This window comes from Rosenbergiella sp. YN46 (assembly GCF_036620675.1).
Taxonomy (GTDB): Bacteria; Pseudomonadota; Gammaproteobacteria; order Enterobacterales; family Enterobacteriaceae; genus Jejubacter.
The window spans coordinates 174,707-196,126 of the sequence record NZ_JAZHEE010000001.1 but is presented as its reverse complement, the minus strand read 5'-3'; the positions used below and the strand labels follow the sequence as shown (position 1 = coordinate 196,126).

Sequence of the window (21,420 nt, the reverse complement as noted above, 5' to 3'; positions counted from 1 at the left end):
AGCCTTTTTATTTTACACCTTTTCAGTCAATCCCATTACATGGACTGAGTGAAAGTACGGGTAATAACGTCCTGCTGCTGTTCTTTAGTCAGCGAGTTAAAGCGAACAGCGTAGCCGGAAACGCGGATGGTCAGCTGCGGATATTTCTCCGGGTTTTCCATCGCGTCGAGCAGCATTTCGCGGTTCATGACGTTAACGTTCAGGTGCTGACCGCCTTCAATGCTGGCTTCATGGTGGAAGTAACCATCCATCAGGCCTGCCAGGTTGGTCTTACGCACTTCGTCGTCTTTACCCAGCGCGTTCGGTACGATAGAGAAGGTATAGGAGATACCATCTTTCGCGTAGGCGAACGGCAGTTTAGCAACAGAAGTCAGAGAGGCAACGGCGCCTTTCTGGTCACGACCGTGCATCGGGTTAGCGCCCGGGCCGAACGGTGCGCCAGCGCGACGGCCATCCGGAGTATTACCGGTTTTCTTACCATAAACCACGTTAGAGGTAATGGTCAGAACCGACTGAGTCGGGATAGCGTTGCGGTAGGTGTGCAGCTTCTGAATTTTCTTCATGAAGCGTTCAACCAGATCAACGGCCAGGTCGTCAACGCGCGGGTCGTTGTTACCGAATTGCGGATATTCGCCTTCGATTTCAAAGTCGATAGCCAGGCCATCTTCGTCGCGAATCGGTTTAACTTTGGCGTATTTGATAGCAGACAGGGAGTCAGCCGCAACAGACAGACCGGCGATACCGCAAGCCATGGTGCGGATAACATCACGGTCATGCAGTGCCATCAGAGAGGCTTCATAGCTGTACTTGTCGTGCATGTAGTGGATGATGTTCAGGGCGGTGACATACTGTTTAGCCAGCCAGTCCATGAAGTGATCCATACGATCCATAACGGTATCGAAGTTCAGCACTTCGTCTTTGATCGGTGCTTCTTTCGGGCCGACCTGCATTTTCAGCTTCTCGTCCACGCCGCCGTTGATGGCATACAGCATGGTTTTCGCCAGGTTAGCGCGAGCGCCGAAGAACTGCATCTGCTTACCAACGATCATCGGGCTTACACAGCAGGCGATAGCGTAGTCATCGTTGTTGAAGTCCGGACGCATCAGGTCGTCGTTCTCATACTGTACGGATGAGGTGTCGATAGAGACTTTAGCGGCAAACTTCTTGAAGTTCAGCGGCAGTTTTTCAGACCACAGGATGGTCATGTTCGGTTCCGGAGACGGCCCCATGGTGTACAGGGTGTTCAGGAAACGGAAGCTGTTTTTAGTGACCAGAGTACGACCGTCGAGTCCCATACCTGCGATAGATTCAGTTGCCCAGATCGGGTCGCCGGAGAACAGTTCATCATATTCCGGAGTACGCAGGAAGCGAACCATACGCAGTTTCATCACCAGGTGGTCGATCAGTTCCTGAGCGTCCTGTTCAGTGATTTTGCCTGCTTTCAGGTCACGTTCGATGTAGATATCCAGGAAGCTGGATACGCGACCGAAGGACATGGCAGCGCCGTTCTGGGACTTAACTGCGGCCAGGTAGCCGAAGTAGGTCCACTGTACCGCTTCCTGCGCGTTGGTCGCCGGAGCGGAGATATCGCAACCGTATTTAGCCGCCATCTCTTTGATCTGACCCAGCGCGCGATGCTGTTCAGCGATCTCTTCACGCAGACGGATGGTCGCTTCCAGATCTTCGCCGTTTTCCAGTTTCGCCTGCAGTGAGGTGAACTGAGCGAACTTATCTTTCATCAGGTAGTCGATACCGTACAGCGCTACGCGACGGTAATCACCAATGATACGACCACGACCGTAGGCATCCGGCAGACCGGTCAGTACGCCGGATTTACGGCAGCGCAGGATATCCGGAGTATAAACATCGAATACGCCCTGGTTGTGGGTTTTACGGTATTCGGTGAAGATCTTCAGGGTTTCCGGATCGATTTCACGATCGTACGCCTTGCAGGAGTTGACGATCATCTTGATGCCGCCAAACGGAATCAGACCGCGCTTCAGCGGTTTTTCAGTCTGCAGACCAACGATCTTTTCCAGATCCTTGATGATGTAACCGGCATCGTGAGAAGTGATGGTAGAAGGTACGGCAGTATCGAAATCAACCGGTGCGTGGGTGCGGTTTTCGATTTTAACGCCTTCCATAACGTTATCCCACAGACGGGTTGTCGCGTCGGTAGCGCCCGCCAGGAAGGATTCGTCGCCTTCGTATGGGGTGTAGTTTTTCTGGATGAAGTCGCGTACGTCAACTTCATTCTGCCAGTTGCCTTTAGCAAAACCTTCCCAGGCTGCGGTTAACTTTTCATTAAACTCGGACATGTAACACCTACCTTCTAATGTGGAATTCTTATTTACCGCCAGGCGAGACTTAGTGCTTGTCGCCGCCGCGCAGATAAATCACCCAATACGTCAATCCGACCAGTAAACCACCACCGATGATGTTGCCGATTGTCACCGGAATCAGGTTATCGGTGATGAAATGGGTTATGGTCAGATGTGAGAAACTTTCCGGCGTGGCGCCTGTCGCCTGCCAGAACTCTGGTGAGCCGAAGTAGCGAATCGTGATGCCCATTGGGATCATAAACATATTCGCGATGCTGTGCTCAAAGCCGCTGGCGACGAACATGCCGACGGGGAGCACCATAATCATAGCCTTATCCATCAGGCTGCGGCCCGAGTAGCTCATCCAGACCGCCAGGCAAACCATCAGGTTAGCCAAAATACCGAGGCATACGGCTTCGATAAACGTGTGATGCATTTTGTGGTCGGCCGTTTGCAGGACATTCAGTCCCCAGCCGCCATTTGCCGTCATATACTCACCGGAAAGCCAGATGAGCAGAACAAAAAGTAGCGCGCCTATCAGGTTGCCAAGATAGACGTTAATCCAGTTTCTTGCCAGCTGTCCCCAGCTGATTCGACCGCTGGCTTTAGCGACGACAATGAGCACCGTAGAGGTAAACAGGTCGGCGCCGCAAATTACGCAGAGAATAAGGCCGAGAGAGAAACAGATACCGCCAATCAGCTTAGCGATGCCGTACGGCATGTCGGCAGTGCCGGTTGTGGCAGTAATATAAAAGACGAAAGCGATAGAGATGAAGACGCCCGCGGTAATGGCCAGGTAAAACGTGGTCAGCGGATGTTTTGTTGCCTTATAGACGCCCGCTTCTTCGGCAACTTTTGCCATAGCAGGTGGAAGTAACAGATCAAAAGGGTTGTCAGCTTTCACACTAACTCTCTCTTAACTAAGTCGGCGAGGAGATACTAACAAAGCATTATAGATGAGAATTTGATGCAGATCATATCTCGCCTGGCTAATGGGCCTGAGAAATGTGTGTTTAATGCACATTTTCAGTATAACTTTTTGAATTAAATGATAAAAATAAAGTTTAAATTTTATTGGTTGAGTTGAATTATTTTCGGTGCCCCCCTCCTTGTAGTTAATTTATTTGAATTGTTGATGAAATTAAGTAACTAAAAAGCGGGCCAGGTAAATTATTTATTTACTCATATTTAACCGCTAATTCACATTTAAAAGGCGCCGCGTAAAATAAAAAACGGGGCGCCAAAAACGCCCCGTAATATAACAAAAGAGTGCCTACCCCAAGAGGGGTAGAATCAATTTTATTGCGCTTTTTCCTGGAATTGCGCTTTGGCGCGCTGAAGTTTTTCCCAGGCTTCCAGCAGGGCGCGGTGCGCCGGGAAGGCATGCAGGTCGTTATCCACCGTCTGCAGTCCATAGAACGGCGCTTCGCCGCTCATGGCCTGACTGGCGGCTTCCACGGTTTCGGCGCCGTACATACGCACGAAGGCGTTCAGGTACTGCAGCGGCTCGCGCTCTTCTTCCATAGAGAGCAGCAGCAGCGTTTGCAGGCAGCGATAGTAGCGGGCACGCGCCGGGCTAAAGATCGACGCATTAAACTCCATGGTCCATTCGGTCCAGATCAGCGCCTGCTCCAGATCGCCGCCGGCCAGCGCCAGCATGGCCTTAAGTTCGCCGATGCGCAGAGTATGCCAGCCGTTGTCTTTCCCGGTGGCCAGGCCCAGCAGTTCGCGAACCCGGGTAAAATCATCCAGTCCTTCGTCATCCAGACGCTCGATCAACTGCAGATATTGCTCTTTTTGCCAGCGGCTGTCCGGCAGGTTCAGGATAGTGTCGCGCAGGTGGCTGCCCATATTATTGTTGGCAAGCCACAGGTCTTCCGCCGGATAGATATCGGACATACCGGGAACCAGAATACGGCAGGCGTAAACGCCCAGATGCTCGTAATCGGCGATATACACTTCTTTATCTTCGGCCTGGAAGATGGCCATCAGGGCGGTAAATTCTTCGGCCGTAGTGCCGGAAAAACTCCAGTCCACGAACGGGTAGTCGGCATCCTGTTTGAACATATCCCAGGAGATCAGACCGCTGGAGTCGATAAAGTGGGTCTCCAGGTTCGCGTGTTCGGCAACTTCTTCATCGTCGAAGGTTGGCGGCGTAAAGACATCCAGATCCTTCAGGCTGCGTCCCTGGAGCAGTTCGGTTACGGTACGCTCCAGCGCCACGCCAAAGTCGGGGTGTGCGCCGAACGACGCAAAACAGGTGCCGTTTTCCGGGTTAAAAAGCACCACGCAGATAACCGGATATTTACCGCCCAGCGAACCGTCGAAAGTGAAAATGGGGAAGCCTTCCGCTTCCAGTTTTTCAATGGCGGCCACCACGCCGGGATAGCGAGCCAGAACTTCAGACGGAATCTCCGGCAGGCTGATGCTTTCAGCGATAATCCGGTTCTTAATATGGCGTTCGAACACTTCAGACAGCCCCTGAACCCGCGCTTCGTTGGCGGTGTTACCTGCCGACATCCCGTTGGAGACGTACAGATTGCCGACGATGTTCATCGGAATATAGACGGTCTGATTATCTGACTGACGGACGAAGGGCAGGGCGCATACGCCGCGTCGGGCGTTGCCGGTTTGCAGATCGACCAGTTGGCTGCCGGTCAGCGCCCGATCCGGATCGTAGAAAGCGCGCAGTCGTGCATCCAGGATCCCTTCAGGAAGGGCATCATCTTCGGGGATTGGGAACCACTTCTCGTTGGGGTAGTGCACAAAGGGGGCGTTAGCCTGGGTTTCTCCCAGCCAGAAGTCGGCAAAGAAGTAGTTAGTGGACAGGCGCTCAAAATATTCGCCCAGCGCTGATGCCAGCGCCGCCTTTTTGGTCGCGCCCTTGCCGTTACTGAAACACAGCGGGCAATCCTTATCGCGAATATGTACGGACCAGACGTTGGGAACCGGGTTAAGCCAGGAGGCTTCTTCAATATTAAAGCCCAGGTCGGCGAGCTTCTTCTGGAAGCCGGCGATGGAGTCTTCCAGCGCGGCGTCTTTACCGGGAATAAAGGTTTGAGTCATAGCTGTTCACTTTCGTCGTACGCAAAGCGCGCAATGATACGGGTTTTGGCGACGGCGTGCCATCTTCCCGGCGCCGGGGAAATAAAGAAAAATGGCGTGCTGAAGCGGGGGATGTATCGGAGTGGTAGACATATCTGCCAGAACGATGAATTTTTCTGGTGGAATCTGTTGTTCGCTTCGAACGGCAAACGCTTAACCTCAGGGATTATCCGTTGCAGGCGGCACCTCTGAGTGATAAAACCGATAGCCACAGAATAAACAGATTGCTTAATTCATTCGGTGAGGGAAATGACGCAGGTCTATAACTTTAGTTCCGGCCCGGCTATGTTGCCGGTAGATGTTCTTAAACAGGCCCAGGAAGAGTTACGCGACTGGCAGGGGCTGGGGACTTCCGTGATGGAGATCAGCCACCGCGGTAAGGCGTTTATCGGAGTAGCCGAACAGGCGGAAAAAGATTTACGCGATCTGCTGCGGATACCGGATAACTACCGGGTATTGTTCTGCCATGGCGGAGGCCGGGGCCAGTTTGCGGCCCTGCCGTTAAACCTGCTGGGGGATAAAACCACCGCCGATTATGTGGATGGCGGTTACTGGGCAGCCAGCGCCGTTAAGGAGGCGAAGAAGTATCTGACGCCTAACGTTATTGATGCCAAAATTACCGTTGACGGCAAGCGGGCCCTGAAGCCGATGCGCGAATGGCAGCTGACGCCGGGTGCCGCATGGCTTCACTACTGCCCGAATGAAACCATCGACGGCATCGCCATCGACGAAATGCCGGATTTCGGTGACGAGGTGGTCGTTGCGGCGGATTTCTCCTCTACCATTTTGTCCAGCGCTATCGACGTTAGCCGCTTTGGCGTGATCTATGCGGGCGCTCAGAAGAATATCGGCCCGGCGGGACTGACACTGGTTATCGTGCGCGAAGATCTGCTGGGCAAAGCCAGTAAAGCCTGTCCGTCTATCCTGGATTACACCGTACTTAACGAAAACGACTCCATGTTCAATACGCCGCCGACTTTCGCCTGGTATCTGGCGGGGCTGGTCTTTAAGTGGCTGAAAGGCAAAGGCGGCGTACCTGCCATGGAGGCTATCAACCAGCAAAAAGCGGCGCTGCTGTATGGTACTATCGATCGCAGTGGCTTCTACCGCAACGATGTGGCCGCAGCTAACCGCTCCCGGATGAATGTGCCGTTCCAGCTGGCGGACAGCAAGCTGGACGCGCTGTTCCTGGAAGAGTCCTTCGCCGCTGGGCTGCATGCGCTCAAAGGCCACCGCGTTGTGGGAGGCATGCGCGCCTCTATCTATAATGCGATGCCGCTGGAAGGCGTAAAAGCGCTGACCGACTTTATGGTCGATTTTGAACGACGCCACGGGTAATCCGTATCGCGTCTTTGCCCCGCAAGCCTTGCGGGGCGGGTTATTTTGATTGAGAGTTTTTGACTTTATGCAGGAATCCCTGACCCTGAAGCCCGTTGCTCGCGTGGACGGCGCTATTCATCTTCCCGGCTCCAAGAGCGTTTCTAATCGCGCGCTGCTGCTGGCGGCCCAGGCTCATGGCACCACGCGCCTGACTAATCTGCTGGACAGCGATGACGTGCGCCATATGCTTAATGCCCTTAAGGCGCTTGGCGTGAGCTATCGGCTTGCCGACGACCGCACCACCTGCGAAGTGACCGGTGTGGGTGGCCCGCTGCACGCATCCGGCGCGCTGGAACTGTTTCTGGGTAACGCCGGTACCGCTATGCGTCCGCTGGCGGCGGCGCTAAGCCTTGCGGACAACGATATCGTGCTGACCGGTGAACCGCGCATGAAGGAACGCCCCATCGGCCATCTGGTGGATGCGCTGCGTCAGGGGGGCGCGCAGATCGATTATCTGGAGCAGCAGGATTATCCGCCATTGCGCCTGCGCGGCGGGTTCTGCGGCGGAAATGTGTCAGTTGACGGCAGCGTTTCCAGCCAGTTTCTGACCGCGCTGCTGATGGCCGCGCCGCTGGCGCCGGAAGACACTCTGATTACCATTAAGGGCGAACTGGTTTCAAAACCCTATATCGACATCACGCTGCACCTGATGAAGAGCTTCGGCGTTGTCGTGGAAAACGATAACTATCAGCGCTTTACTATCCGAGCCGGCCAGCAGTATCAGGCTCCAGGCGACTATCTGGTCGAAGGTGACGCTTCCTCGGCCTCATACTTCCTGGCTGCTGCGGCTATCCGGGGCGGTACCGTTACCGTGAGCGGTATCGGTCGTAACAGCGTTCAGGGCGATATTCGTTTTGCTGACGTGCTGGAAAAAATGGGGGCGAAGATCGTCTGGGGCGATGACTACATCGCCTGTACTCGTGGTGAGCTGAACGGTATCGATATGGATATGAACCATATTCCCGATGCGGCCATGACTATCGCCACTACGGCGCTGTTCGCTCGCGGCACCACCTGCCTGCGCAACATCTACAACTGGCGGGTGAAAGAAACCGACAGGCTTTACGCAATGGCGACCGAACTGCGCAAAGTCGGCGCTGAAGTGGAAGAGGGTGAAGATTACATTCGCATCACGCCGCCGCAGCAGCTTAAATTTGCTGAAATCGGCACCTACAACGATCACCGTATGGCGATGTGCTTCTCGCTGGTGGCGCTGTCGGATACGCCGGTCACCATTCAGGATCCCGGTTGTACTGCCAAAACCTTCCCGGATTATTTCGACAAACTTGCTGGTATCAGCACGCTCGCCTGACAGATAAAGAGGCCTGAATCCTGGGCCTCTTCCTGACGCTTTATTACACTCCCTATCGCTGAATTCTTCTACACTCTGCCTGATAGTTCCGGATATGACGTATTTAGGATAACAGTCGGGCGAGTTGCAGCGTATAATGCGCCGCGTTTACGTATGGCCGCCTGTGCCCGACGTATCCCGCAAGCATCCGGTGGCGTATTGCCGCCATCATCGCTGGTCGGGAGTGGGGGGCAGGCTATAAAAGGAGAACAAGATGACGGCACCCGTAATTACGGTCGATGGCCCCGGCGGCGCTGGCAAAGGCACACTCTGTAAAGCGCTGGCAGGCGCTCTGGGCTGGCATCTGCTGGATTCGGGCGCGATCTATCGGGTACTGGCGCTGGCAGCGCTGCACCACCAGGTAGATCTGGAATCCGAAGAGGCGCTGGCGCCCCTGGCTGCCCACCTTGATGTGCGCTTTGTCGCGGACAAAGGCGATTTGCAGGTCATTCTGGAAGGCGAAGATGTCAGCGGCGAAATACGCACCCAGGAGGTGGCTAATGCGGCATCGAAGGCCGCGGCGTTTCCCCGGGTTCGTGAGGCGCTGCTGCGTCGTCAGCGCGCCTTCCGGGAAGCCCCCGGACTCATTGCCGACGGGCGCGATATGGGCACCGTCGTTTTCCCCGACGCGCCGGTGAAAATCTTCCTTGACGCCTCTGCTGAAGAGCGTGCGCGCCGCCGTATGCTACAGTTGCAGGAGAAGGGCTTTAGTGTTAACTTTGAGCGCCTTTTGGCCGAGATACAGGAACGTGATTCCCGCGATCGTAACCGGCCGGTAGCGCCTCTGGTGCCGGCAGAAGAGGCTCTGGTGCTGGACTCAACGCGTTTGAGCATTGAGCAAGTGATTGAAAAAGCGCTACAATACGCCCGCGAAAAGCTGGCGCTCGCATAAGCGACAGAATTTGCAGTACCCGCGGCAAGGGAGTGTTTGCGGGCATGTTAAACAACCCCATCCGGCATGAAGCCAGGTGGACGTTAAAAAAGTGATCCTGAAGATTAAACATGACTGAATCTTTTGCTCAACTCTTTGAAGAGTCCCTGAAAGAAATCGAAACCCGTCCGGGTTCCATTGTTCGCGGTGTTGTCGTTGCTATCGACAAAGACGTAGTTCTGGTTGACGCCGGTCTGAAGTCTGAGTCTGCCATTCCGGCTGAGCAGTTCAAAAACGCCCAGGGCGAACTTGAAATCCAGGTGGGTGACGAAGTTGACGTTGCTCTGGATGCAGTAGAAGACGGTTTCGGTGAAACCCTGCTGTCTCGTGAGAAAGCCAAGCGTCACGAAGCATGGCTGATGCTGGAAAAAGCCTACGAAGAAGCAGAAACCGTTACTGGTGTTATCAACGGCAAAGTCAAGGGCGGCTTCACTGTTGAGCTGAACGGTATTCGTGCGTTCCTGCCGGGTTCCCTGGTAGACGTGCGTCCGGTACGCGACACTGTGCATCTGGAAGGCAAAGAGCTGGAATTCAAAGTAATCAAGCTTGACCAGAAGCGTAACAACGTTGTTGTTTCCCGTCGTGCGGTAATCGAGTCTGAAAACAGCGCCGAGCGCGATCAGCTGCTGGAAAACCTGCAGGAAGGCATGGAAGTTAAAGGTATCGTTAAGAACCTCACTGACTACGGTGCATTCGTTGATCTGGGCGGCGTTGACGGCCTGCTGCACATCACTGACATGGCCTGGAAGCGCGTTAAGCATCCGAGCGAAATCGTCAACGTGGGCGACGAAATCACTGTTAAAGTGCTGAAGTTCGACCGCGAGCGTACTCGTGTATCCCTGGGCCTGAAGCAGCTGGGCGAGGATCCGTGGGTTGCTATCGCTAAGCGTTACCCGGAAGGCACCAGGCTGACTGGTCGCGTGACCAACCTGACTGACTACGGCTGCTTCGTTGAAATCGAAGAAGGCGTTGAAGGTCTGGTTCACGTTTCCGAGATGGACTGGACCAACAAAAACATCCACCCGTCCAAAGTTGTTAACGTTGGTGACGTTGTGGAAGTTATGGTTCTGGACATCGACGAAGAGCGTCGTCGTATCTCCCTGGGCCTGAAGCAGTGCAAAGCCAACCCGTGGCAGCAGTTCGCTGAGACCCACAACAAGGGCGATCGCGTTGAAGGTAAGATCAAGTCTATCACTGACTTCGGTATCTTCATCGGCCTGGACGGCGGCATTGACGGTCTGGTTCACCTGTCTGACATCTCCTGGAACGTGGCTGGCGAAGAAGCCGTTCGCGAATACAAGAAAGGCGATGAAATCGCAGCCGTGGTTCTGCAGGTTGACGCAGAGCGTGAGCGTATCTCCCTGGGCGTTAAGCAGCTGGCAGAAGATCCGTTCAACAACTACGTTGCGCTGAACAAGAAAGGTGCGATCGTTAACGGTAAAGTGACCGCTGTGGACGCAAAAGGTGCTACAGTAGAATTAGCTGACGGCGTAGAGGGTTACCTGCGCGCTTCTGAAGCTTCTCGCGACCGTATCGAAGACGCCACTCAGGTGCTGAGCGTGGGCGACGACGTTGAAGCTAAATTCACCGGCGTTGATCGTAAAAACCGCGTGATCAGCCTGTCTGTTCGTGCGAAAGACGAAGCTGACGAGAAAGACGCTATCGCTTCCGTTAACAGCAAGCAGGAAGAAGGCAACTTCACCAACGCTATGGCTGAAGCTTTCAAAGCGGCGAAAGGCGAGTAATCCCGTAAGGGCGCTAAATAGAAAGGCGGCTACGGCCGCCTTTATTCGATGAGAGCTGTAAAATCTATTCCTGAAGGAAACCGGAGGAAACATGACCAAGTCAGAATTGATTGAAAGACTTGCCAGCCAGCAGACCCATATCCCGGCCAGAGCCGTGGAAGATGCGGTGAAGGAGATGCTGGAACATATGGCCTCTACTCTTGCCCAGGGCGAGCGTATTGAAATCCGGGGGTTTGGCAGTTTCTCCTTGCACTATCGCGCGCCACGCGTTGGCCGTAACCCGAAAACGGGCGATAAAGTGGAGCTGGAAGGTAAATACGTTCCCCACTTTAAGCCGGGTAAAGAGTTACGCGATCGCGCTAATATCTACGGTTAAGCACAGCCTGACTGATGCGAAAAGGCGCTCTGAGTGGCGCCTTTTTCTTTTTCGACTTCCGCGCTTTGTTGTTCCTTCCTCTGCTGATTTCTGAATCCTGCTTCCGGTTCAACTGCTGCCGTTACAGCGGCGCATGTTTTTATCGGATAACGCCATGCAAATCTGATATTACCCGGATGACGCCGTCCCTTTTGGTCACCAGACTGGGCAAAAAAGGAGGTGACGGTGTCGGTTACGGGAGTATCTCTGTGCGTGTTGATCGGTCTGATGCCTCTGCTGTGGCTACCAACGCTGCCTGGAATGGGCTGGATATATGGCCTGATGGCGCTGGCGACCTGCGCCGCCGGCTGTCGGGCCAGGCGCGTAGCACGAATAAGCCGCTATCTTGCACTGCTTCTGTGTCTTGCCTGCTGGGGGCTGCTGGCGGCGCATGCCGCGCTGTGGCCCACACAGGCGCTGACAGGACGTCCGCTTGAGGCCGATGTGAGGGTAACCCGGACAGAAGATGGGCAGATACGCCAGATACAACTGCTGCGCCGCGGCCAGCGCTGGCTGATTTCGGGGCCGCGGGTACGGATTCACGGCTTTATGAGCGACGAAAAAACGTGCCCCGGGCAACGCTGGAAAATGGTATTGCGGCTATCGCCTGTCCACGGTCAGTTAAATCAGGGAGGCTTTGATGCGCAACGCTATGGCTTAGCTCGCGCTGAGGTTCTTCGGGGTCAGGTCGTCTCTGCCAGCCTGACTCATGGTGATTGTGGTCTGCGGGGAGCACTGGTGGCGCGAACGCGAATGCTGATTCAGGGGCTTGAGTGGCGGGAGACCCTGATGGCTCTGGCTTTTGGCGAGCGAGGGCAGGTTGCTGTCGGAACGAAAAGGCTGCTGCGTGATACCGGAACGGCACACCTGATGGCGATATCCGGACTGCATATCGGGCTGGCTGCGGGCACTGGCTGGCTGCTGGCGCGTCTGGCACAGCCGTTAGCGGGAATTGCGCGCCTCAGCTGGCGTTTCCCGCTACTCATCAGCCTGCTGTTTGCTGCGCTTTATACCTGGCTGTCTGGCGCAGAGCCGCCAGCGTTACGCAGTTTGTGCGCGCTGAGCATCTGGGCGCTACTGCGTCTGAACGGGCGGGACTGGCCCGGCTGGCGAGTCTGGTTGTGCTGCGTGGCAGGCATTCTGATTGCCGATCCCATGGCGCTGCTTTCCGACAGTTTCCGGCTTTCTGCGGGAGCCGTGGCCGGGTTGCTGTTCTGGTATCAGTGGGTGCCTTTTACCGGGCAACGCCTTGCGCTACTGCTGCGTTACCCTCTGGGGCTGTGTCATCTACAGCTGGGGATTGGGTTGTTGCTGTTACCGCTCCAGGCGGCCATTTTTCATGGCATCAGTCTGACCACCTGGTTCGCTAATCTGCTGGCGGTACCGCTGGTGTCATTTATAACCGTACCGCTAATTCTGGCCGCATTGCTGACGCTGGCTATGCCGACGCTGGCTTACGGATTTCTGTGGGCGGCGGATCGCTCACTGGCGGCGCTATTTTACAGCCTGAACGCTCTGCCTGTCGGGTGGCTGGAACTGGATGCCCGTATTGCCGCCTTGATGCTGCTTCCCTGGTTCGGCGTGGTACTGTATCGCCTGCGGGGGTGGCGCTATTTTCCCGGGGTAACGCTGAGCATTCTGGCCTTGCTGACTATGCCGCTGTGGCGCCAGGAACAGATAACCGGCTGGCAGGTGCATATGCTGGATATTGGCCACGGGCTGGCGCTAGTGGTGGAGCGCAACGGACGTGTGCTGCTTTATGACAGCGGAAATCGCTGGCCGGGGGGCGATGCCGGACAGCGTACTATCGCCCCCTGGCTGCGCTGGCGCCATCTTACCCCGCAGTGGTTGATTCTGAGCCATGAACATCTGGATCACGCCGGCGGGCTGGAAAGCCTGAGGGCTATCTGGCCGATGATGCGGGTGCGAAGCCCGCTGGGAGAAAAAGATCATCTTCCCTGCTGGCAGGGGATGCGCTGGCGCTGGCAGGGGCTGGATTTTTCAGTGCACTGGCCCCCTCGCGACTGGCGCGGCGTGGGTAATAATCGCTCATGCGTAGTAAAGATTAGCGACGGACGTCACAGTATCCTGTTGACTGGCGATATCGAAAAAGCTGCCGAGCAGGCGATGGTGCGCAGCCAGGGCGATGCGCTACGCGCCGATGTATTGCAGGTTCCTCATCATGGCAGCCGAACCTCCTCCACGGCGATGTTATTGCGTCAGGTCAACCCGCAGCTGGCGATCGCCTCGCTGGCGCGTTACAGCGCCTGGCGACTGCCTTCTGTCGTGGTGGTCAGGCGCTACCGGCAACGCCATATCGCGTGGTACGACACAGCGCGACACGGCCAGCTTACGCTACGCTTTGGGAAGGAAAAACCGCAGCTGATGAGCCTCAGAGCGCAAATTTTGCCCCGTTGGTATCATCAGTGGTTTGGCGTGGCCCCGGTTAACAGGTAGAATATGCGGCTATTTCATCAATGCTAACAGCTGGTTCGACTTAATGCACAACGATAAAGATCTCTCCACATGGCAGACCTTCCGCCGACTGTGGCCGGTAATTGCGCCTTTTAAAATGGGTCTGATCGTGGCAGGGATAGCCTTAATCCTCAATGCAGCCAGCGATACCTATATGCTATCGCTGCTCAAACCGTTACTGGATGACGGCTTTGGTAAAACCGACCGTTCCGTGCTGCTCTGGATGCCGCTGGTAGTCATTGGGCTGATGGTTCTGCGCGGCGTGACCAGCTATGTGTCCAGCTACTGTATCTCCTGGGTTTCCGGAAAGGTGGTTATGACCATCCGACGTCGCCTGTTTAACCACATGATGGGGATGCCGGTCGCATTTTTCGATAAGCAGTCCACCGGTACGCTGCTGTCGCGCATTACTTATGACTCTGAGCAGGTGGCCTCTTCTTCATCCAGCGCACTGATTACCGTGGTGCGCGAAGGGGCATCGATCATCGGCCTGTTTATCATGATGTTCTACTACAGCTGGCAGCTGTCGATGATTTTGATCGTGCTGGCGCCTATCGTTTCCTTCGCTATTCGCGTGGTGTCTAAGCGCTTTCGTAGCATCAGCAAGAACATGCAGAACACCATGGGGCTGGTGACCACCAGCGCAGAGCAGATGCTGAAAGGCCATAAAGAAGTTCTTATCTTCGGTGGCCAGCAGGTGGAAGCCGAGCGTTTCAACAAGGTGAGTAACAAGATGCGTCAGCAGGGGATGCGTATGGTTTCCGCTACCTCTATTTCCGATCCGCTGATCCAGCTTATTGCCTCTCTGGCTCTGGCGTTCGTGCTCTATGCCGCCAGCTTCCCCAGCGTGATGGAGAACCTGACGGCCGGGACCATTACCGTCGTCTTTTCGTCCATGATCGCGCTGATGCGTCCGCTCAAATCGCTGACTAACGTGAACGCTCAGTTCCAGCGCGGTATGGCAGCCTGCCAGACGCTGTTCAGCATCCTCGACACCGAGCAGGAAAAAGATACCGGTACGAAGGTTATCGAACGCTCTCAGGGGGATATTGAGTTCCGTGATGTGACTTTTACCTACCCGGGACGTGAAATTCCTGCGCTGCGCGATATCAGTCTGACCATTCCTGCAGGGAAGACCGTGGCGCTGGTGGGGCGCTCTGGCTCGGGTAAGTCGACGATTGCCAGCCTGATTACCCGCTTCTACGATATCGATAAGGGTGCCATTCATATCGATGACAACGATATCCGCGAATATACCCTGGCGTCGTTGCGTAACCAGGTGGCGCTGGTTTCTCAGAACGTACACCTGTTTAACGATACCATCGCTAACAATATCGCCTACGCGCGTACTGAACAGTACAGTCGCGAAGATATCGAAAAGGCAGCGCGCATGGCATATGCCATGGACTTTATCGAGAAAATGGACGATGGCCTGGATACGGTGATTGGCGAAAACGGGGTACTGCTTTCCGGCGGCCAGCGTCAGCGCATTGCTATTGCGCGCGCGCTGCTGCGTGACAGCCCGATCCTGATCCTCGACGAAGCCACCTCGGCGCTGGATACCGAATCCGAACGCGCCATTCAGGCGGCGCTGGATGAACTCCAGAAAAACCGAACTTCTCTGGTCATTGCTCACCGGCTCTCTACTATCGAACAGGCCGATCAGATAGTGGTAGTGGAAGACGGTCGTATTGTGGAGCGCGGCTCGCACACCGAGCTACTGGAGCATAAAGGCGTTTACGCGCAGCTTCACCGGATGCAGTTTGGCCAATGATAGAGAGAATCTGGTCCGGACGTTCGCCGCTCTGGTTGCTGCTGCTGCCGTTTTCCCTGCTGTATGGGCTAATCAGCGGCGTGCGTCGGCTGGGGTACCGGCTGGGCTGGAGTAAGGTCTGGAAGGCGCCGGTGCCGGTCGTGGTGGTGGGCAACCTGACCGCGGGCGGTAACGGCAAAACGCCGGTGGTAGTGTGGCTGGTGGAACAGCTACAGCGGCGCGGGGTACGCCCCGGCGTGGTTTCCCGCGGCTATGGCGGTAAAGCCGCCAGCTACCCGTTACTGCTTACACCGCAGACATCCACCGCTGAGGCGGGGGACGAGCCGGTACTGATTTACCAGCGTACCGCCACGCCGGTGGCGGTGGCGCCAGTACGCAGTCAGGCGGTTCAGGCGTTGCTGGCGCTGGAAACGCCGCCGCAGATTATTATCACGGATGATGGCCTGCAGCATTATGCGCTGGCGCGTGATAAAGAGGTGGTGGTGGTGGATGGCGTACGTCGGTTCGGCAACGGCTGGTGGCTGCCGGCAGGCCCGATGCGCGAACGTGCCGGGCGGCTGAAATCGGTAGATGCGGTGATTGCTAACGGTGGTCAGCCGCATCCTGGCGAAATCGCGATGCGCCTGGTGCCTGGCGAGGCCGTAAATTTGCTGAGCGGCGAGCGCCGTCCTGTTTGTGAGCTCAATGATGTTGTGGCAATAGCGGGTATTGGTCATCCCCCGCGCTTTTTCGCCACCCTTGAAGAGTGCGGCGTTCGGCCTGTAAAGACGCAGGCGTTGGCGGATCACCAGGCCCTGAGCGAAGCCCAGGTCAATGGATTCTGTGAGCCAGGCCAGACCCTGTTAATGACCGAAAAGGATGCGGTTAAGTGTCGTTCTTTCGCCCGTGAAAACTGGTGGTACCTACCAGTAGAGGCGCAATTAACTGGCGATCGGGCTGAATGTCTGATAACCGAACTGCTTAACCTGGTGCGTTAAGGCCGCTCTGCGGTAGAGATGCGGCCCTGGCGCCCAAAGGCGTAGAGGCATCTCGTGACCAGAACTCCCCTTTCTCAGCAAGCCGCCCGGCGGCTCCATCTTGCCGCTCAGGGACTGCTGCTGAAACCGCGGCGTGCCGCCGGCCCTCAGGCGATGCTGTCCGCCATCTCCCGGATGTCCTTGTTACAAATAGACACGATCCACGTCGTCGCCCGTAGCCCGTATCTGGTGCTGTTCAGCAGACTGGGAGCCTGGCCGATGAGTTGGCTGGACGAGGCGCTGGCACGTGGCGATCTGATTGAATACTGGGCCCATGAGGCCTGTTTTTTGCCCCGGGACGATTTTGCGCTGGTGCGCCACCGTATGCTGGAACCGGAAAAAATGGGCTGGAAGTATCGGGCTCAGTGGATGCGTGAACATCGACAAGAGATTGATGCATTATTAAGCCATATCGAAAGCCATGGACCGGTGCGCGCCGCCGATTTTGAACATCCGCGCAAGGGAGGTAGCGGTTGGTGGGACTGGAAACCGCATAAGCGTCATCTGGAGGGGCTGTTTACCGACGGTCGTCTGATGGTACGTGAGCGCCGCAACTTCCAGCGCGTTTACGATCTGACTCAGCGGGTGATGCCAGACTGGTGCGACGAGCGTGATCTGCTTCCCCGGCAGCAAGCCGAACGACGAATGCTGGAAAACAGCGCCCGCAGCCTGGGGATTTTTCGCGCCGCCTGGCTGGCCGACTATTATCGCCTGCGCCACGTGGCGCTAAAGCCTCTGCTGGCAGAGTGGCAGACGAGCCGGCAAATAATACCGGTTGAGGTCGAAGGCCTGGGAGAGATGTGGCTGCACCACTCGCTGGCGCCGCTGCTGGATCGCGCGCGCAGTGGGCGGCTGCGCGCCACCCATGGCACAGTGTTGTCGCCCTTTGATCCCGTGGTGTGGGATCGTAAACGCGCCGAACAGCTGTTCGGCTTCCGCTACCGCCTGGAATGCTATACCCCCGCGGATAAACGGCAGTATGGTTACTTTGTGCTGCCCCTGCTGTGGCGCGGCGAGCTGGTGGGGCGCATGGATGCCAGAATGGCGCGGCGCGACGGCATTCTGGAAATTATCGGCCTGTGGCTGGAACCACAGGCGCGCGTTGGGCAGGGCATGATTGACGGGATACAGGCGATGATAAGCGATTTCGCACGCTGGCAGGGGGCCGCGCGTGTCGTTTGCCGCCAGCTTCCTTCCGTGCTGGCAGCGCCATGGGGCAAAGGCTGGGAAATTCCCGGCGCGGCTGTGATATGCTGAATGCCTTATGCTACCCGATCCATTCTGGAGGATTTATGGATCATCGCCTACTTGAAATCGTGGCCTGCCCGGTCTGTAACGGCAAACTCTGGTTCAATAAAGAAACCCAGGAGCTTATCTGCAAACCGGATGGTCTGGCCTTTCCACTGCGCGACGGCATTCCCGTGTTACTGGAAACCGAAGCCCGTTCACTTAGTGCGGAAGAGACTACCTCATGAGTTTCGTTGCCATTATTCCTGCCCGCTATGCGTCGTCCCGACTGCCGGGCAAACCGCTGATGGATATTCACGGTAAACCGATGGTTGTTCACGTGCTGGAGCGCGCCCGGGAGTCGGGCGCGGCGCGTATTATCGTGGCGACCGACCACGCTGACGTGGCGAAAGCCGTAGAGGCTGCGGGAGGCGAGGTTTGCATGACCCGAGCCGACCATGAGTCCGGTACCGAGCGTCTGGCGGAAGTCGTGGAAAAATGCGGCTTTGCCGATGATACGCCGATTGTGAACCTGCAAGGTGATGAGCCGATGATCCCGCCGGAAAACCTGCGTCAGGTGGCGGAAAACCTGATTGCCAGCGGGGTGGGGATGTCCACGCTGGCGGTGCCGATTGAGGATGCGCAAGAGGCCTTTAACCCAAATGCGGTGAAGGTCGTGTGCGACAAAAACGGCTTCGCGCTCTATTTCTCCCGCGCCACCATTCCCTGGGATCGCGACCGCTTTGCCCATTCCCGCGATGCGATTGGCGATTCGCTGCTGCGTCATATTGGCATCTATGGCTATCGCGCCGGTTTTATTCGTCGCTACGTTAGTTGGGCGCCCAGCCCGCTTGAGCAGCTCGAAAAGCTGGAGCAGTTGCGGGTGCTGTGGTACGGCGAAAAAATCCACGTGGCGGTAGCACGACAGGTGCCCGGCACCGGCGTGGATACCCCGGAAGATCTTGAACGGGTTCGCGCTGCGATGGGCTAAACCAGAAAAAACCTCCGGTACGGAGGTTTTTTTATGCTCACAGGCAAGGATTTGATCTGGCGGGAAGCATTTCACTGCCATCGGTACCATTATAAAAAGTGGGTTTTTCCGGAGGTATTGAGGTCATGGAACGTTTGCGCAGGGAATTGAGTCATCTGTTGGGAGAAAAGTTAAGCCGTCTGGAGTGTGTCAGCGAAGCGCCTGATTCGGTGCTGTGGGCGCTCTATGACAGCCAGGGGCATCCGCTGCCGCTACTGGCAAAATGCTTTAGCTCGCCGGGGGTGGCCGCCCGCTGTGGTCTGAAAATGTCTCAGCTGGCGCGCCATGGCAGCGTGCGGCTGCCGGTGGTTTACGGCGTCATCACCCATGACGATCGCGTTGGTCAGGAACTGTTGCTGATGGAGCGTCTGCGGGGTGTGCCGGTAGAGGCGCCTGCCCGCACCCCGGAGCGCTGGACGCATCTGAAGGATCAGATTGTCGAAGCGCTTCTGAGCTGGCATAGGGTGGATAGCGGCGGCTATGTCGGAGATATCGACAGCATTCAGCATAACCGCTGGTCTGACTGGTACCGGCAGCGGGTCGAGGTGCTGTGGAGCACCCTGGGCCAGTTCACCAGTACCGGGCTGTCGATGCAGGATATGCGCACCCTGTGGCGCGCCAGAGCGGCGCTGGCGACGCTGCTCAGCGATGCGGATGACGTGGCGGTGATGGTACACGGCAATCTGACGCTGCGTAGTCTGCTTAAGGATGCCCGCAGCGATCAGCTGATTGCCGCCATTAACCCCGGCGTGACGCTGTGGGCGCCCAGGGAATATGAGCTGTTTCGCCTGTGGGAAGAGGGCATGCCGGAAAGCCTGCTATGGCATTACCTGAAACGGGCGCCGGTGGCGGAATCCTTCCTGTGGCGGCGCTGGCTCTACCTGCTGTGGAGCGAAGTAGCGCGTCTGGTGACCTGCGGCCATATCAATCGCCCTGCTTTTGACCGCGCCGCCAGAGAGCTACTTCCCTGGCTGAGCTAATTCGCCTTTTACCCACTGCCAGAGTCGACCCAGGGTTTCATAACCCGCCCGATCGCTGTGCATCAGCCACAAAGGGGAGGGCATAATTTTTTCCCAGGTCTGGAGCGGCGAGGTAATCGCCAGTTGATTCGCCGGCGCGGCAATGGGGTGCAGCCCCTGGCGGTGGAAGAAGATCATCGCTCTGGGCAGATGTGAGGCGGAACTGACCAGCAGGAAGGGGTGATCCCCTAACAGGCGAGCTACAGCGGCGGCCTCCTCTTCGGTGTCCCTGGGGCTGTTGAGCGTGACAATTGCACTGCGCGGCACGCCCAGGCTTTCCGCCACCCGGGCGCCGGCCTCGGCGGTGGTGACCGGATTAGTCGGTGACGAATAACCGGTGAAGATCATCCGCGATCCCGGATTCGCCAGCCACAGCCGCACGCCTTCCGCTACCCGCGGCAGACTGTTATTTATCAGATTAGAGCTCGGCGCCCATTCCGGATTCCAGGTGTAGCCGCCGCCCAGTACCACAATATCCCTGACCGGCTGCCCGCCGCGCCAGGTTGGATAGCGTGATTCAAGCGGCGCCAGTAGTCTGTCGGCCACCGGCTGCAGGCTTAGCAACAGCAGCGTCAGCCAGCTCAGGGTCAGTAGCGTACGCCCGGTTTTCTGCCAGCGGCTGAACCACAGCAGCGCGATGGCGACTCCCATCATCAGCAGCAGAAAAGGGAGCGGCAGAAGCAGGCCGCCGATATATTTTTTGAGTTCAAAAAGCAGCAAATCCGGTTCCTTTTTTGACCATATAACGGTTAAAACCCGGTGATCATACATCATAAGGGTTCATTATCCGCCCGGGTATGACAAAATAGCGCCTTTGCCCGATGGGGGCATGAGATCGGGGATCTGTTGCGATGAGCGATCGCAATTTTGATGACATTGCTGAAAAGTTTGCCCGCAATATTTATGGCACTACCAAAGGTAAGCTGCGTCAGGCGATTTTGTGGCAGGATCTGGAGCCGCTTCTGACCCGGCTGCCTGCCCGGCCGCTGCGCGTTCTTGACGCCGGCGGCGGCGAAGGGCAGATGGCCTGCCGTCTGGCGGCGCTGGGGCATCAGGTGACCCTGTGCGATCTTTCGGCGCAAATGGTGGCCCGCGCCCGACAGGCGGCGGAGCAGAAAGGTGTGAGCGGGAACATGCATTTTATACATTGTGCCGCCCAGGAAGTTGCTCATTATTTGGAAAGCCCCGTCGATCTGATATTGTTTCACGCGGTGCTGGAGTGGGTTTCCGATCCCCGGTCGATGCTGGACACTCTGTGGTCTTGTCTGAAACCTGGCGGCGCTCTGTCGCTGATGTTTTATAATGCGAACGGTCTGCTGTTGCACAATATGGTGGCCGGTAATTTCACTTACGTGCAGCAGGGTATGCCCAAACGTAAAAAGCGCACCCTGTCGCCGGACAATCCGCTACGGCCGGAACAGGTTTATGACTGGCTGGAGCAGATTGGCTGGCTTATTACCGGTAAGACCGGCGTGCGAGTATTTCATGACTATCTGCGGGAAAAGCAGCAGCAACGCGAATGTTTTGAGCAACTCCTGGCGCTGGAGACCGCATACTGCCGTCAGGAGCCCTGGATAAGTCTGGGGCGTTACATCCATGTAACAGCGCAAAAGCCGGAAAATCAGGGATAA

Annotated in this window: 17 protein-coding genes; 13 read left to right on the top strand and 4 right to left on the bottom strand. The window is 56.5% G+C overall.

Translation table 11 applies throughout. The features are described from left to right. Window positions 1-35: 35 nt before the first annotated feature. From pflB to ycaO, 3 genes are all read right to left on the bottom strand, one after another. Complete coding sequence (gene pflB / locus V3W49_RS00925) at window positions 36-2,318, bottom strand: formate C-acetyltransferase (RefSeq protein WP_500143055.1); 2,283 nt, start codon at window positions 2,316-2,318, stop codon at window positions 36-38. A gap of 49 nt (window positions 2,319-2,367) precedes the next feature. Next, the gene (gene focA / locus V3W49_RS00920; protein WP_500143054.1) at window positions 2,368-3,225 is read right to left on the bottom strand and encodes a formate transporter FocA; all 858 of its coding nucleotides are present in this window, start codon (window positions 3,223-3,225) and stop codon (window positions 2,368-2,370) included. A gap of 395 nt (window positions 3,226-3,620) precedes the next feature. After that, the gene (ycaO, locus tag V3W49_RS00915; RefSeq protein WP_500143053.1) at window positions 3,621-5,387 is read right to left on the bottom strand and encodes a 30S ribosomal protein S12 methylthiotransferase accessory factor YcaO; all 1,767 of its coding nucleotides are present in this window, start codon (window positions 5,385-5,387) and stop codon (window positions 3,621-3,623) included. A gap of 288 nt (window positions 5,388-5,675) precedes the next feature. On the opposite strand from ycaO, the gene serC reads away from it, so the two are divergent. The 12 genes from serC (at window position 5,676) to V3W49_RS00855 (ending at window position 19,750) form a co-directional block, all read left to right on the top strand. Continuing rightward, window positions 5,676-6,764, top strand: a complete 1,089-nt coding sequence (serC, locus tag V3W49_RS00910) for a 3-phosphoserine/phosphohydroxythreonine transaminase (protein WP_500143052.1) — start codon at window positions 5,676-5,678, stop codon at window positions 6,762-6,764. Between the two features lie 67 nt (window positions 6,765-6,831). Beyond that, window positions 6,832-8,118, top strand: coding sequence for a 3-phosphoshikimate 1-carboxyvinyltransferase (gene aroA / locus V3W49_RS00905; protein WP_500143258.1), 1,287 nt, complete (start codon window positions 6,832-6,834; stop codon window positions 8,116-8,118). A 253-nt stretch (window positions 8,119-8,371) separates the two neighbouring features. Continuing rightward, on the top strand, window positions 8,372-9,049 hold the full coding sequence (gene cmk, locus V3W49_RS00900; RefSeq protein WP_500143051.1) for a (d)CMP kinase: 678 nt from the start codon (window positions 8,372-8,374) through the stop codon (window positions 9,047-9,049). 110 nt (window positions 9,050-9,159) lie between these two features. After that, entirely contained in the window at window positions 9,160-10,833 is a 1,674-nt protein-coding gene (gene rpsA, locus V3W49_RS00895) for a 30S ribosomal protein S1 (RefSeq protein WP_500143049.1), read from the top strand. A gap of 91 nt (window positions 10,834-10,924) precedes the next feature. Further along, complete coding sequence (ihfB, locus tag V3W49_RS00890; protein ID WP_500143048.1) at window positions 10,925-11,209, top strand: integration host factor subunit beta; 285 nt, start codon at window positions 10,925-10,927, stop codon at window positions 11,207-11,209. A gap of 225 nt (window positions 11,210-11,434) precedes the next feature. Continuing rightward, entirely contained in the window at window positions 11,435-13,705 is a 2,271-nt protein-coding gene (locus V3W49_RS00885; RefSeq protein ID WP_500143047.1) for a DNA internalization-related competence protein ComEC/Rec2, read from the top strand. 43 nt (window positions 13,706-13,748) lie between these two features. Continuing rightward, a complete protein-coding gene (gene msbA / locus V3W49_RS00880; protein WP_500143046.1) occupies window positions 13,749-15,497 on the top strand; it encodes a lipid A ABC transporter ATP-binding protein/permease MsbA in 1,749 nt (582 codons plus the stop codon). After that, window positions 15,494-16,474: a tetraacyldisaccharide 4'-kinase gene (gene lpxK / locus V3W49_RS00875; RefSeq protein ID WP_500143044.1), complete on the top strand. Its 981-nt coding sequence runs from the start codon at window positions 15,494-15,496 to the stop codon at window positions 16,472-16,474. Before msbA ends, lpxK begins: the two co-directional genes overlap by 4 nt. A 54-nt stretch (window positions 16,475-16,528) precedes the next feature. Continuing rightward, window positions 16,529-17,770, top strand: a complete 1,242-nt coding sequence (locus V3W49_RS00870) for a winged helix-turn-helix domain-containing protein (protein WP_500143042.1) — start codon at window positions 16,529-16,531, stop codon at window positions 17,768-17,770. Window positions 17,771-17,805: 35 nt separating this feature from the next. Next, a complete protein-coding gene (gene ycaR, locus V3W49_RS00865) occupies window positions 17,806-17,988 on the top strand; it encodes a protein YcaR (RefSeq protein WP_500143041.1) in 183 nt (60 codons plus the stop codon). Next, a complete protein-coding gene (gene kdsB / locus V3W49_RS00860; protein WP_500143039.1) occupies window positions 17,985-18,731 on the top strand; it encodes a 3-deoxy-manno-octulosonate cytidylyltransferase in 747 nt (248 codons plus the stop codon). Before ycaR ends, kdsB begins: the two co-directional genes overlap by 4 nt. A gap of 125 nt (window positions 18,732-18,856) precedes the next feature. Then, entirely contained in the window at window positions 18,857-19,750 is an 894-nt protein-coding gene (locus V3W49_RS00855) for a YcbJ family phosphotransferase (RefSeq protein WP_500143038.1), read from the top strand. On the opposite strand, the gene elyC is transcribed toward V3W49_RS00855, so the two are convergent. Next, window positions 19,730-20,506, bottom strand: a complete 777-nt coding sequence (elyC, locus tag V3W49_RS00850; RefSeq protein ID WP_500143256.1) for an envelope biogenesis factor ElyC — start codon at window positions 20,504-20,506, stop codon at window positions 19,730-19,732. The two genes, V3W49_RS00855 and elyC, sit on opposite strands and share 21 nt — an antisense overlap. 134 nt (window positions 20,507-20,640) lie before the next feature. Between elyC and cmoM the strand changes: the two genes are divergently transcribed. Further along, window positions 20,641-21,420, top strand: coding sequence for a tRNA uridine 5-oxyacetic acid(34) methyltransferase CmoM (gene cmoM / locus V3W49_RS00845; protein ID WP_500143037.1), 780 nt, complete (start codon window positions 20,641-20,643; stop codon window positions 21,418-21,420).